This is a genomic window from Bombilactobacillus bombi (genome assembly GCF_013607485.1).
In the GTDB taxonomy this organism is placed as follows: domain Bacteria; phylum Bacillota; class Bacilli; order Lactobacillales; family Lactobacillaceae; genus Bombilactobacillus; species Bombilactobacillus bombi_A.
In genome coordinates this window covers 1-12,644 of sequence record NZ_SCHP01000035.1, presented here as the reverse complement: position 1 = coordinate 12,644, position 12,644 = coordinate 1, and the positions used below count along the sequence as shown (strand labels likewise).

At 37.5% G+C, this 12,644-nt stretch carries 17 protein-coding genes; all 17 read right to left on the bottom strand.

What is annotated here, in order from left to right:
• Nucleotides 1-76, bottom strand: a 76-nt coding sequence (yidD, locus tag EQ827_RS09260; RefSeq protein WP_373563511.1) for a membrane protein insertion efficiency factor YidD, incomplete at its 3' end; no start/stop codon positions are given.
• A 20-nt stretch (nt 77-96) separates the two neighbouring features.
• Nucleotides 97-267, bottom strand: coding sequence for a DNA-directed RNA polymerase subunit beta (locus tag EQ827_RS06585; protein WP_181190207.1), 171 nt, complete (start codon nt 265-267; stop codon nt 97-99).
• Nucleotides 268-282: 15 nt separating this feature from the next.
• Entirely contained in the window at nt 283-1,272 is a 990-nt protein-coding gene (locus tag EQ827_RS06580) for a rod shape-determining protein (protein WP_181190206.1), read from the bottom strand.
• A gap of 86 nt (nt 1,273-1,358) precedes the next feature.
• Complete coding sequence (locus EQ827_RS06575) at nt 1,359-1,592, bottom strand: DUF1146 family protein (RefSeq protein ID WP_181190205.1); 234 nt, start codon at nt 1,590-1,592, stop codon at nt 1,359-1,361.
• A gap of 137 nt (nt 1,593-1,729) precedes the next feature.
• Nucleotides 1,730-2,161 (bottom strand): F0F1 ATP synthase subunit epsilon, encoded by a 432-nt coding sequence (locus EQ827_RS06570; protein WP_181190204.1) that lies wholly within the window; start codon nt 2,159-2,161, stop codon nt 1,730-1,732.
• Nucleotides 2,162-2,175: 14 nt separating this feature from the next.
• Nucleotides 2,176-3,633, bottom strand: a complete 1,458-nt coding sequence (atpD, locus tag EQ827_RS06565; protein WP_181190202.1) for a F0F1 ATP synthase subunit beta — start codon at nt 3,631-3,633, stop codon at nt 2,176-2,178.
• A gap of 16 nt (nt 3,634-3,649) precedes the next feature.
• A complete protein-coding gene (locus tag EQ827_RS06560) occupies nt 3,650-4,579 on the bottom strand; it encodes a F0F1 ATP synthase subunit gamma (RefSeq protein ID WP_181190200.1) in 930 nt (309 codons plus the stop codon).
• Nucleotides 4,580-4,595: 16 nt separating this feature from the next.
• Nucleotides 4,596-6,128, bottom strand: coding sequence for a F0F1 ATP synthase subunit alpha (gene atpA / locus EQ827_RS06555; RefSeq protein ID WP_181190199.1), 1,533 nt, complete (start codon nt 6,126-6,128; stop codon nt 4,596-4,598).
• Between the two features lie 23 nt (nt 6,129-6,151).
• Nucleotides 6,152-6,697 carry an ATP synthase F1 subunit delta gene (gene atpH / locus EQ827_RS06550; protein ID WP_181190197.1) on the bottom strand — a complete coding sequence of 182 codons (546 nt, stop codon included), beginning with the start codon at nt 6,695-6,697 and terminating at the stop codon, nt 6,152-6,154.
• Nucleotides 6,684-7,205 (bottom strand): F0F1 ATP synthase subunit B, encoded by a 522-nt coding sequence (gene atpF, locus EQ827_RS06545; protein ID WP_181190195.1) that lies wholly within the window; start codon nt 7,203-7,205, stop codon nt 6,684-6,686. Before atpF ends, atpH begins: the two co-directional genes overlap by 14 nt.
• Nucleotides 7,206-7,241: 36 nt before the next feature.
• Entirely contained in the window at nt 7,242-7,454 is a 213-nt protein-coding gene (atpE, locus tag EQ827_RS06540) for a F0F1 ATP synthase subunit C (protein WP_181190194.1), read from the bottom strand.
• 18 nt (nt 7,455-7,472) lie between these two features.
• Complete coding sequence (atpB, locus tag EQ827_RS06535; protein ID WP_181190193.1) at nt 7,473-8,186, bottom strand: F0F1 ATP synthase subunit A; 714 nt, start codon at nt 8,184-8,186, stop codon at nt 7,473-7,475.
• Between the two features lie 112 nt (nt 8,187-8,298).
• Nucleotides 8,299-8,928, bottom strand: coding sequence for a uracil phosphoribosyltransferase (gene upp, locus EQ827_RS06530; RefSeq protein WP_181190192.1), 630 nt, complete (start codon nt 8,926-8,928; stop codon nt 8,299-8,301).
• Nucleotide 8,929: 1 nt separating this feature from the next.
• Nucleotides 8,930-9,958 (bottom strand): L-threonylcarbamoyladenylate synthase, encoded by a 1,029-nt coding sequence (locus tag EQ827_RS06525; protein WP_181190191.1) that lies wholly within the window; start codon nt 9,956-9,958, stop codon nt 8,930-8,932.
• Entirely contained in the window at nt 9,958-10,806 is an 849-nt protein-coding gene (gene prmC / locus EQ827_RS06520) for a peptide chain release factor N(5)-glutamine methyltransferase (RefSeq protein WP_181190189.1), read from the bottom strand. Before prmC ends, EQ827_RS06525 begins: the two co-directional genes overlap by 1 nt.
• The gene (prfA, locus tag EQ827_RS06515) at nt 10,784-11,881 is read right to left on the bottom strand and encodes a peptide chain release factor 1 (RefSeq protein WP_181190188.1); all 1,098 of its coding nucleotides are present in this window, start codon (nt 11,879-11,881) and stop codon (nt 10,784-10,786) included. The genes prmC and prfA overlap by 23 nt, the downstream gene beginning before the upstream one ends.
• A 3-nt stretch (nt 11,882-11,884) precedes the next feature.
• Complete coding sequence (locus EQ827_RS06510) at nt 11,885-12,475, bottom strand: thymidine kinase (protein ID WP_181190187.1); 591 nt, start codon at nt 12,473-12,475, stop codon at nt 11,885-11,887.
• Nucleotides 12,476-12,644 lie beyond the last annotated feature (169 nt).

Below are 12,644 nucleotides of genomic sequence, written 5' to 3'. Positions count from 1 at the left end.
ATGTAGGATAAAAACGACAAGATGGCGGTAATCCTGGAGAAATATATTTTTGATAAGCTTTGATTAATTTAAGCAATATTTTTCGTAACAAAGTTCTTACCGGGAAAATTGAATAATGTGAGACCAAGTACTTGGCAAAAGTGGCGTTAAGGGATTACCCCCACCAATCACTGAGCCAATCATTGTTCCCACAACAAATAAAATCACCACTGCAATAATAATCCAGCCAATAGTTTTTAACAGTTTATTGCCATACGATTTATTCATATCTTTATCCTTTAATTAATATTGCTCATGATTTTCAATGTGATCTAACAAAATACCAGTCCCTAAAGCCACAGTATCCAAAGGACTTTCAGCAATAATTACCGGCACTTGTAATTCTCGAGCAAATAATCTGTCAATGCCTCGAACCAATGAGCCTCCCCCAGTTAACATGATTCCATGATCAATAATATCAGCTGACAATTCTGGTTGAGCTTGTTCTAAGACTGTTTTTGCTCCATCAATTATTGTATAAAAAATATCATTTAAGGCTGTTTGAACATCAACTTCAGAAATAGTCACACTCACTGGTAGACCAGTTTGGACATCTCGCCCCCGTATAGCCATTGTTTTTTCTGGATCAGGTTCAAAAGCTGTGCCAATTTGCTTTTTGACATCTTCAGCCGTCCGCTCCCCAATTACTATGTTGTGATGGATTTTAACATAATTTTGGATGGCAATGTTCATCTTATCACCAGCAAGGCGAATAGATTTGCTTGCAGCAATATCGCCCATTGAAAGAATAGCGATATCACTGGTTCCTCCACCAATATCAATCACCATATTACCTTGGGGCTTAAAAATGTCCATACCAGCACCAACTGCAGCTACTTTAGGCTCTAATTCAAGATAAACATCCTTACTGCCGGTTTGTTCAGCTGCTTCAATAATGGATTTTTGTTCGATGGATGTAATATTGGTGGGACAGCAAATCATAATTCGAGGACGTGAAAACATTGTTTTAACATTAGTTTTTTCAATAAAGTATTTCAACATCTTTTCTGTGATATCAAAATCTGCAATAACACCATCTTTTAACGGCCGAATGGCTCGGATATTTCCTGGAGTTCGACCTACCATTTTATAAGCTTCAGTACCTACCGCTACTACTTGATTGGTCTGAGTATTAACAGCAACCACAGAAGGCTCGTTAATTACAATCCCTTCACCTTTAACATTAATTAAAATATTTGCTGTTCCCAAATCAATTCCAATAGACTTTGCCATCTTTTTGCCTCCAAACAACCTTTACATGCACAAAATTATATCATAATTTTTCATTATACTCTGATTTTTACTATCTGAAATGTCTTTTACAAGATAAATACTAAATTTTGACAAGCCTGAATCAAACTGATAAAAAATGAACTCACTGAATATCCAAGAGTAACCGCCACAAAAATTAACAATAGCTTTCCCAAATTGTTATTAATTTGAGGACGTAATATCTTATCCCAATCCAAAGTTTGAACAGCTAAAAAAGCAATCCATATAAAAAAAATATGACTAAAAATAATTAATAAGTTTTGTATTCCGATTTGTTTCAAAATTATCTCCTTTAAAATATCGTACTTCTTAATTTTAACAAAAACCAGTTCTTTGTGGTAGAACACAGTAAAAAATACTCTAGATTATTAGATAATGCAATAATCTAGAGTATTAATCCACAAATCAATCAATAATTTTAACGATGTTTAGAAACAACATTAATACGGTTAACCGCACGTGCTAAAGCTACTTCAGCTCGTAAACGATCATCAACATCATTAACTTCTTTAGCTTTTTCAATTTGTTGCTCTGCACGCTCTTTAGCATAACGTGCACGCCGTAAATCAATATCACGCGCGCGTTCAGCACTATCTGCAATGATAGTTGCTACATTGTCTTGAAATTCCAGATAGCCGCCATTAACTGCAATTGCATCTTCATGATTATCACTGTCTGCCCGTAAAGAACGAACTTCAGCAATTTGTAAAGTAGCAATAATGGGCAAATGATTAGCTAAAATACCTAAATCACCATCAGTAGCACGCGCAATTAATCGGCGTGAGTGATGTGAATATACTTGTCCATCAGGAGTGACGATATTGACTTGAAAAATACCCTTTTCGTCCATATCTATTCCCTCCATTAATTAGCTGCAACAGCCTTATTATCATCTTCCGTTGTATCTGCTTGCGGATTAGGTTGATACCCCATTTTTTTAGCTTTTTCCAAAACTTCATCAATGGTTCCAACACTCCGGAAAGCATCTTCGGGTACATCATCATATTTACCAGCTAAAATTTCTTTAAATCCCTTCACAGTATCTTTAATAGACACATATGAACCAGGTTGACCAGTAAACTGTTCAGCAACATGGAAGTTTTGAGATAAGAAGAACTGCATTCTCCGTGCCCGAGCAACTATTTCTTTTTCTTCGTCAGACAATTCGTCCATACCTAAAATAGAAATAATATCCTGTAATTCATGATAACGTTGCAAGACGTGCTGAACTTCAGTGGCAACTTGATAATGCTCTTCTCCAACAATTGTAGGATCTAAGGCACTAGAAGTAGAAGCTAACGGATCAACTGCGGGATAAATACCCTGTTGCGTTAAACTCCGTTCCAAGTTAGTGGTCGCATCCAAGTGAGCAAATTCTGTTGCAGGAGCAGGATCAGTATAGTCATCGGCCGGAACATAAACAGCCTGAATTGAGGTGATAGAGCCCTTCTTAGTGGAAGTAATACGCTCTTGTAATTGACCCATTTCAGTTGCTAATGTTGGCTGATAACCAACAGCTGATGGCATTCTTCCTAACAGAGCTGAAACTTCAGAACCAGCTTGAGTAAATCGAAAAATGTTATCAATAAATAACAGCACATCTTGGCCTTCAACATCACGGAAGTATTCAGCCATAGTAACACCTGTTAAAGCTACTCGCATCCGGACACCGGGCGATTCGTTCATTTGTCCAAATACCATTGCGGTTTTCTCCAGAACTCCAGAGGCTTTCATTTCAAAGTATAGGTCATTACCTTCACGAGTCCGTTCACCAACGCCAGTAAAAACAGAAATACCATTATGCTCTTGAGCAATATTATGAATCAGCTCTTGAATCAAAACCGTTTTACCAACACCAGCACCACCAAAGAGGCCAACTTTTCCACCTCGTAAATACGGCTCCAATAAATCGATAACTTTAATACCAGTTTCCAAAATTTCTGAAGTTGTATTTAATTCATCATATTTAGGAGCTTCTTTATGAATACTGTCACGTTGGACACTTTCATCAATCGGATCACCACCATCAATGGTTTCACCTAAAACATTAAATACTCGGCCTAATGTAACATCGCCTACTGGTACACTAATTGACTTACCAGTATCTTCAACTACAGTCCCACGTTGTAATCCATCAGTACCAGACATGGCAATTGTTCGCATTACACCATCGCCTAATTCCAATGAAACTTCCAATGTTATTTGTCTGCCTTGACTTGTTTTAACACGCAAAGCATTATTAATATCTGGTAAAGAACCATCTAACGGAAATTCAACGTCAACAACGGGGCCAATAACTTGCACTACTTTCCCTTGACTCATTTAAACAACCCCTTTCTTATTCTAATGCTGATGCACCACCGATGATTTCAGTGATTTCAGTAGTAATTTGTTCTTGGCGTGCACGATTATATTTGAGTGATAAATTTGAAATCAAATCATCAGCGTTATCAGTGGCAGTCCTCATTGCCGTCATCGAAGCAGCATGTTCAGCAGTCTTGGCATCCATAATTGATCCAAAAACTAGACTTTCTACATACTGAGGTACTAACTTTTGTAAAACAACTTCTACAGAAGGATCAATTATATATTTGTTAGAATTATCTAAATTTTCATAATCAACATCGTCAGCAACATCACGTGAAATTGGCAGTAATTCATCAACTGTGAAAGTGGATGTCAATGAATTAACGTGATGATTATGACAAATATATAGCTGATCAAATGCACCAGCATCAAATAATTCAACACAAGTTTTCACCAATTTTTTTATGGTTTCAAACTGGGGAACATCTTCAACGCCACGATATTCATAAGCAATGTTACAACCACGTTTTTTAAAGAAATCAGCACCAGTACCGCCCACAGCAATAATAGTAAATTTAGATTTATCACCGTGATGATTCTTTTCCAGCAAATCCAATGTAGCCTTAATAATTGTTGAATTATAACTGCCAACTAATCCTCGATCAGAGGTCACTATAATATAACCTGTTTTTTTGATAGGACGCTTTTTTAAAAGATGATCTAAAGACATAATATCTTGAGACTGCTCTACACCTGAATTTTGATATAAACTAATAATCTTATTAGCAACTAGATGTCCCATCGTCTCTTGAAGTCTTTTTTCATAGAGCAGATAAGAATTAGATTTTTTCTCAATCTGTGTCAATTTGGCACCAGATACCATTTGCATAGCATGAGTGATTTGACCTGTCTTCTTAGTTGAAGCAATGCGGCGCTTAATATCCATTAAGGATTCTGCCATTAGTCATACCCCCTTACTATTGTTCTGCTTGGTCTGATGATGTAGCCGTAGTTTCAAAACCATCAGCAAAATCTTTGACTGCTTGAGTCATCTTTTCTTCATCAGGAAGATTGCCAGACTCTTTAATTTCCTTAAGCAAATCAGCATGATTACTATCAAAGAAATTAAATAATCCTTGTTGAAAGTCTGGAACCTTATCAGCATCTAAATTATCCAAAAATCCATGTGTCAAAGCATAGAAAATCACAACCTGCTTTTCAACAGGAATTGGGGCATGCAAAGGCTGTTTCAAGACTTCCATCGTTATCCGACCACGATTTAATTTAGCTTGAGTAGCTTCATCCAAATCGGAACCAAATTGTGCAAAAGACTCTAATTCATTATAAGATGCAATATCCAAACGCAAGGTTCCGACAACTTTCTTCATTGCCTTGATCTGGGCATCACCACCAACACGTGACACAGAAGTACCCGCGTCAACAGCTGGACGATTACCAGCGTAGAACATATCACTTTGTAAGAAAATTTGTCCATCAGTAATAGAAATAACATTAGTAGGAATATAAGCAGAAATATCTCCGGCTTGGGTTTCAATGATTGGTAAAGCAGTCATTGAACCAGCACCTAATTTATCATTTAATTTGGCTGCTCTTTCCAATAAACGTGAATGCAAATAAAAGACATCCCCAGGATAAGCTTCACGCCCTGGTGGCCGCCGTAATAGTAAAGAAATTTCCCGGTAAGCTGCAGCTTGTTTACTTAAATCATCATAAATAATCAAAACATGCTTACCGTTGTACATGAATTCTTCACCCATAGCTGCACCAGCATAAGGGGCAATGTATAGCAATGGAGAAGGCTCACTTGGGCCAGCTTCTACAACAATGGTATAATCCATCGCTCCCATTTTCCGCAATGTCTCCACTTGCGAACGAATGGTTGATTCCTTTTGACCGATAGCCACATAGATACAAATCATATTTTGATCTTTTTGATTCAAAATCGTATCAATTGCTATTGAGGTTTTACCAGTTTTCCGATCACCAATAATTAACTCACGTTGTCCACGGCCAATAGGTACCAAAGAATCAATGGCCTTTAAACCAGTCTGCAAAGGTTCAGAAACTGATTGTCGATCCATAACACCCGGAGCAGTATTTTCAATTGGACGAGTTTTATCAGTTTGGATTGCACCCAAACCATCAACTGGCTGTCCTAATGGATTAACTACGCGGCCAATTAAATTTTCACCGACTGGGACTTCCATAATTCTTTTAGTTCTTTTAACACGATCGCCCTCACGAATATCATCGTATTTTCCTAAAATAATGATACCTACATCATTAGTTTCAAGGTTTTGGGCGATCCCAAATGAGCCATTAGTAAATTCCAATAACTCATTAGACATAACATTATCTAATCCATGAGCACGGGCAATACCATCACCAACGTAAGTCACAGTTCCAATTTCTTCAACTGCCAAATCGTCATGATAATTCTTCAGTTGCTCTTTAATTAACGAACTGATTTCTTCAGCTTTGATGCTCATTAGTTTCACCTCTATATTTATTACTAATCATTCAACAGCACTCGATTAATCTTTTTAATCCGCGTTGCAATACTACCATCAATCACCTGATCGCCTACTTGAATAATCACGCCGCCAATCAATGCGGGATTAACATTGGTAGTAACATTTATTGATTGTGCTGCTAACCTTTTTGCTAACGCAGTTTTTAAATTTTCGACTTGTTGCGAGCTTAACTCAACAGCTGAAGTAATAATTGCATCGTAAGTTCCCGTAAATTTATCATACAATTTTTCATAGGCAGCAGCAGTTTCTGGAATTGCATTAAGGCGACGGTAAGCAAACGCCAATTTGAGAAAATTCTGCATTATCTTACTAGCCGAATTGGTCAATGTAGCCAATACTTTTTCTTTTTCTAGTTTTGATAAACGAGCATCTGTCAAAATATCACCTAATTCAGGTACTTGTTTATATACTTCAGCCAATTCTTGCAATTCCTTCAAAATTGCTTGTTCTTGCTTTTGCTCAAGCGCAAACTCAAACAAAGCTCTGCCATAGCGCCGACCAACTTCATCATTACTTAGTTTCATGGCTGGCATTCAACTCCTTAATATATGAGTCGATAATATTTGCCTGGTCATCAACAGATAATTCCCGGCCAATGATCTTAGAGGCAATATCAACTGAAAGTTGGGCAACGTCATTTTGTACTGATTTCATTGCATCTTCTTTAGCTTGCTGAGCGTTAGCTTGAGCGCGAACTTGAATTTCTTGAGCTTCAGAATGGGCTTGCTCTACAATTGTCTGCCGTTGATCTTCACCAGATTTTTTAGCATCGGCAACAATTTGAACAGCTTCTACCTTCGAATTTTTCAAGGCTGCTTCACGTTGTTGCTTTAATTCGGCGGCTTTTTGCCGTTCCTGATCGGCATAATCCAAGTCGCCTGTAATCTTTTGATTACGCTTTTCCATCATATTAGTAATTGGAGTCCAAGCATAATGCTTGACCAGCAAAGCCAAAATAATGAAAGCAATTAAAACAAACAACGTATCACCTAGCGATGAAGATTCTGCTGCTAATAATAATTCATTTTGCAATGATACGTCATCCCCTTCTTTTCTGTAATTTTATTTTTATTTGAAAACAAGAAGGAAAGCAACAACCATTGCCAAAATTGGAACAGCTTCAATTAAACCAACACCAATAAACATTGTTGAACGTAATTGTCCAGACATTTCTGGTTGACGAGCCATACTTTCAATTGTTTTAGAAATAACATGTCCATTACCATATGAAGCGGCCAATGCGGCCAATCCTGCTGCGATACCTGCACTTAAAAAATTCATTTAAAATACCCTCCAAAATTATTCTTCTACAATCTTGTGCGATATATAGACGGTTGATAGTGTAGCAAAAACATATGCTTGAATTGAACCAATAAATACTGAAAATCCTTGCCAAATTATTGACAGCGGCATTGCCACTATCCATGTCAAAACGCCATGGGAATTTGCAAGTTGAACTAACAAGTCCAACAATACTTCACCAGCGAAGATATTACCATAAAGACGTAAAGACAATGTTAAGAAATTGGTGAATTCCTCCAAAATATTAATTGGGGTTAAAAACCAAATTGGTTCAACGTAATGATGCAAATAACCCTTAAATCCTAATTGTTGAACACAATAATATTGTGATAAAACTAATGAAATCGTTCCTAACGCCATAGTCACAATTGGACTAGAAGTTGGTGATTTAACAAAAGTTTGACCACCAATGGCAATTTCAAAAATTAATCCTAATTGATTAGCAACAAAAACAAAAGCAAACATTATAAAAACATAAAACATAATTGGCTGTGCTTGATTTTTGTTAGGAATCAACTGTTTGACAATACCATTAGTAAAATCAACAATCCATTCTAAAACATTTTGCGCCTTGCCTGGCCGCATCTCAATTTTGCGCGACAATGCATAAAACAAAACAAAGACTACCACGGCTGCTATGAGAGTTGACAAGCAGTTTGCAATATTAAAAGTTAGCCCACCAAGTGTAATTAGTGGAGAAGAACCATTCAATCGATATCACTTCCTCCCCTTTTATTGTTAAACTTGAAAATACTCAAGCATAAAACCAGATTACCACCATCAATCAACAAATTCAAAGCAAAAACTAATATTTATCAGAAAATTATTTTGTTCCAAAAAGTCGATCGCCGGCGTCACCTAGTCCAGGGAAAATATAACCATTGTCATTAATTTTTTCATCCAATGAGGCTGCATAAATATCAACATCAGGGTGTTTAGCCTGAACCGCACGTACGCCCTCTGGAGCGGCTACTAAAACGACTAAGCGCATATGCTGGGCGCCACGCTTTTTCAAGGCATCAATAGCCATATTAGCGGAACCACCAGTTGCCAACATTGGATCAACAATAAATAATTCCCGTTGTTCAATATCTGATGGCAGTTTAACAAAATATTCATGGGGCTTTAAAGTCTTTTCATCACGATACATACCAATGTGGCCAACCTTAGCCGCGGGAATGAGGCGCAAAACACCATCAACCATCCCTAAACCGGCACGTAAAATAGGAATTACTGCTAATTTTTTACCAGCTAAAATTTTCTGTACACTTTCTCCCATAGGTGTCTGTACTTTAACATCTTTCAATGGCAAATCACGCGTCATTTCATAGACCATTAACTCAGCAATTTCATTGACAATCCCCCGAAATTCTTGAGTTCCGGTATCTTTATTTCTAATTAAAGTTAATTTGTGCTGAATTAAAGGATGATTTAAAACTGTAAATTTGGACATGTTACGCCTCCTGTGATTTAAAATGAACATTCCCAGCTGATTTATTTAAGCGATTCATATAAGCTGCCCCTAGACCTGTAGCACTAAAACCTTGAGCCAGAATATATCTAATTTTAGGATTAAGGTCAAACTGCCGCAAGGCAGCAAATAATAAATGACTAGCTGAATCTAGTGATTCTCCTAACGAAAACGTTGCCTGCGCAGACGTCACATCTAATTGATCCAAAACTTGCTGTTCTGCCATAATGGCAAAAGGCTCTTGCCTTTGGCGAATCCAACTTATAGCTGGTGCAAAATCTTGAATTTGATCCACAATAATAACTTGAGCTTGGGGTGCATAATGTTTATATTTCATTCCGGGAGCCTTAGGAATTTCACCTGGCTGGACTTGATGATGATCACTTTGCACTACACCAATAACGTCTGTTAATTGCTCTTGTGAAATCGCCCCTGGACGCAAAATTGTAGGAACACTACTCGTTAAGTCCAAAACAGTGGATTCTAAGCCAACTTTTGTAGGGCCATCATCAATAATAGCTGTGATTTTGCCTTTAAGATCATGATAAACATGTTGAGCTAAGGTAGGACTAGGCTTACCAGAAGTATTAGCCGATGGTCCTACTATCGGCTTACCTAACGTACTAATTAACTTTAAAGTGGTTTGATTAGCTGGCATCCGAAAAGCTACTGTATCTAAACCGCCCGTAACTGTTTTCGAAAGTGCATGAGGTTTAACGGGTAAAATAATCGTCAATGGCCCGGGCCAAAACTTATCCATTAATTTTACAGCAGTCGCTTTTTGTGCAACATTAGCATATTGCCAGACCATTTGGGGACCATCAACATGAACAATTAAGGGATTATCACTAGGTCGCCCCTTAGCCTGATAAACAGATTTAGCAGCCGCCGGATTAGTAGCGTCAGCGCCTAAACCATACACAGTCTCTGTAGGAAAGGCAACAATTTTACCTTCATCCAGCCATTGAGCTGCTTGATCTATTTGTTGAGTTGATAAAATTACGGTTTCCATCATTTCACCTCTTTTCGTTGTAAGCGCAAAAACCGCGGATGATTAGCTAAATCACGAAAAAATTCGATCTGCCAATGAGGTAATTGCTCTTGAAACATTTTACTAATTTTTGCTTGCTGTTGAAAGCCGAATTCTAAATAAATTTTACCGTGGGGTGCTAAAAATGCACTGATTTGCGCAAATATCCGCTGGTAAAATTCTAAACCTGATTGCGCAGCAAATAAAGCTTGGTGTGGTTCAAATTCTATTACAGACTGATCCATCAACTTTAACTCCGAATTTGCAATATAGGGAGGATTAAAAACTATCAAATCAAATTGACGGCCTCTTACCGGTTCAAACAAATCACCGTGCAATAATTCTAGGGGTACTTGCTGCTTAGTACTATTTTTTTGAGCAACTTGTAAGGCAGATTCCGAAATGTCTGTAGCTGTTAATTGTTGATAGTGACCTTCTTTTCCCAGGGAAATTATTAAAGCCCCCGATCCTGTTCCCAACTCTAATACTCGCTTTGCAGCGGGTACATCTTGTAAAATCTGGGCAATCATCGTTTCACTATCCTGACGTGGAATTAAGGTGGCACGGTTCACATAGAATTTTCGGCCATAAAACCACGCATACCCTAAAATATATTGAGGCGGATAACCTTGAATAGCTAAAGCAATATCTTGTTGAAATTGTTGCCACAAAGATGTGGAGATAATTTCGGTCTGATGCAGCGTTAATTGTGTCAAATTCCAACCTGTTCGCTCTAACAAGAGGTAGCGAGCAATATCTTGATCTTGCTGGTGTTTTTTTAATATTAAAAAAGCCCATTTTAGGGCATTAATATAGCTTGGTTTCTCCATTTTGGATTCGCTCCAACTTTTTAGTCTGATCTGACAAAATTAAAGCATCAATAATTTCATCCAATTGGCCGTTCATAATCTTATCGAGTTTATTTAAAGATAACCCAATACGATGGTCAGTAACACGATTTTGCGGGTAATTATACGTACGAATACGTTCAGAACGATCTCCTGTACCTACTGCTGATTTGCGCTCAGCATCATATTCATTTTGGTTTTGAGACTCATAATAGTCATAAACCCGTGAACGTAAAATCTGCATCGCTTTTTCCCGATTTTGCTGTTGGGAACGCTGGTCTTGCATAGCTACTACAATGCCCGTAGGAATATGGGTCATCCGCACAGCTGAAGAAGTTTTATTAATATGCTGCCCTCCAGCCCCGGAAGAACGATAAACATCAACACGAATATCTTTAGGATCAATTTCCAGGTCAACTTCATCATATTCAGGCATTACCGCAACAGTAGCCGTTGAAGTGTGAACTCGACCGGCTGATTCTGTCGCTGGAATTCGCTGCACCCGATGAGCCCCATTTTCAAATTTTAACTTTGAGTAAACATTTTTACCCGTAATCATCATGGCAACTTCTTTATAGCCGCCTACTTCGGTCTTATTCTCATCGACAATTTCAAATTTCCAATTTTGTCGTTCAGCATAGCGCTCATACATATCTAATAAATCGCCCGCAAATAAACTAGCTTCATCACCACCAGCAGCGCCGCGAATTTCCATAATGATATTTTTATCATCATTAGGATCCTTAGGAATCATTAGGATTTTAATCCGCTCTTCCGTAGCTTGGAGTTCTGCTTCTTGTTCGGCAATTTCATCTTTAGCTAATTCCTCTAATTCTGGATCCTTACTATCGTTAAGAACCTCTTTGCTTTGTGTAATTTCATCTTTAAGCTGCTGATATTTTTTGAATTCAGAAACAACTTTTGCCATCTCAGCGGCTTCTTTAGAAATTTTTAAATATCGCGGGGTATCATTGATAACTTCCGGATCACTCATCATTTCTTGTAGTTCATCATAGCGTTCAACTAATCCTTCTAGTTGATCAAAAATTTTATCCACTTTCTATCCTACTTTCTCAATTTTATCTAAAGGTGGTTTAAAATAATGCCGACGACACACAGGATAATAACTCTCATTGCCGCCAATTTGAATTTGTTCCCCACCGTAATCTGGCTGTCCATTAGTGATACGTAAGTTCATTGTCGCTTTTTTGCGGCAGAACCAGCAAATGGTCTTCATTTCTTCAATTTTATCAGCATAAATTAATAATGCCTGACTTCCAGCAAAGAGCCGATTTTGCGAATCGTTTTTTAAACCAAAAGTCATCACAGGAATTTTTAATTCATCAACTATTTGCGCCAATTGCTGGACTTGCGTAATAGTTAAAAACTGTGCTTCATCGACTAAAACGCAAGCTGCTTGGGGGCATTTAACTTGGACAACTTCTCGCAAATTGGTATCATCTTGAATAGCAAAAGCATCCCGGCTTAAGCCGATACGACTAGCAATTTTACCTTGACCTTCACGAGTATCTAAACTGCTAGTCATTAATAAAACCTTTTTACCTTGTTCTTCGTAATTGTGAGCAACTTTTAAGACCTCAATTGATTTACCGGCATTCATTGCTCCATAACGAAAAAATAATTGTGCCACTTTTTTGGCCCCTTTCAATCAGTTCACTGCTTTTAATTATACCTAAATTATCTTAAAGTTCCACATTTCTTGTTGGAAAACTATAAAGTATTAAATAATTTATGTTATGATTTTTCTATACAGAAAAGGATGTTAATTTATTATGAGCATAAAATCCAAATTGGCGGCT

Coding starts and splice junctions, on each gene's coding strand:
- EQ827_RS06525 (WP_181190191.1), bottom strand. CDS start 9,958: ATGGAAACCGTAATTTTATCAACTCAACAAATAGATCAAGCAGCTCAA.
- atpE (WP_181190194.1), bottom strand. CDS start 7,454: ATGAATTTTTTAAGTGCAGGTATCGCAGCAGGATTGGCCGCATTGGCC.
- upp (WP_181190192.1), bottom strand. CDS start 8,928: ATGTCCAAATTTACAGTTTTAAATCATCCTTTAATTCAGCACAAATTA.
- atpH (WP_181190197.1), bottom strand. CDS start 6,697: ATGAAACTAAGTAATGATGAAGTTGGTCGGCGCTATGGCAGAGCTTTG.
- EQ827_RS06580 (WP_181190206.1), bottom strand. CDS start 1,272: ATGGCAAAGTCTATTGGAATTGATTTGGGAACAGCAAATATTTTAATT.
- EQ827_RS06570 (WP_181190204.1), bottom strand. CDS start 2,161: ATGGACGAAAAGGGTATTTTTCAAGTCAATATCGTCACTCCTGATGGA.
- prmC (WP_181190189.1), bottom strand. CDS start 10,806: ATGGAGAAACCAAGCTATATTAATGCCCTAAAATGGGCTTTTTTAATA.
- atpD (WP_181190202.1), bottom strand. CDS start 3,633: ATGAGTCAAGGGAAAGTAGTGCAAGTTATTGGCCCCGTTGTTGACGTT.
- atpA (WP_181190199.1), bottom strand. CDS start 6,128: ATGAGCATCAAAGCTGAAGAAATCAGTTCGTTAATTAAAGAGCAACTG.
- EQ827_RS06560 (WP_181190200.1), bottom strand. CDS start 4,579: ATGGCAGAATCCTTAATGGATATTAAGCGCCGCATTGCTTCAACTAAG.
- EQ827_RS06585 (WP_181190207.1), bottom strand. CDS start 267: ATGAATAAATCGTATGGCAATAAACTGTTAAAAACTATTGGCTGGATT.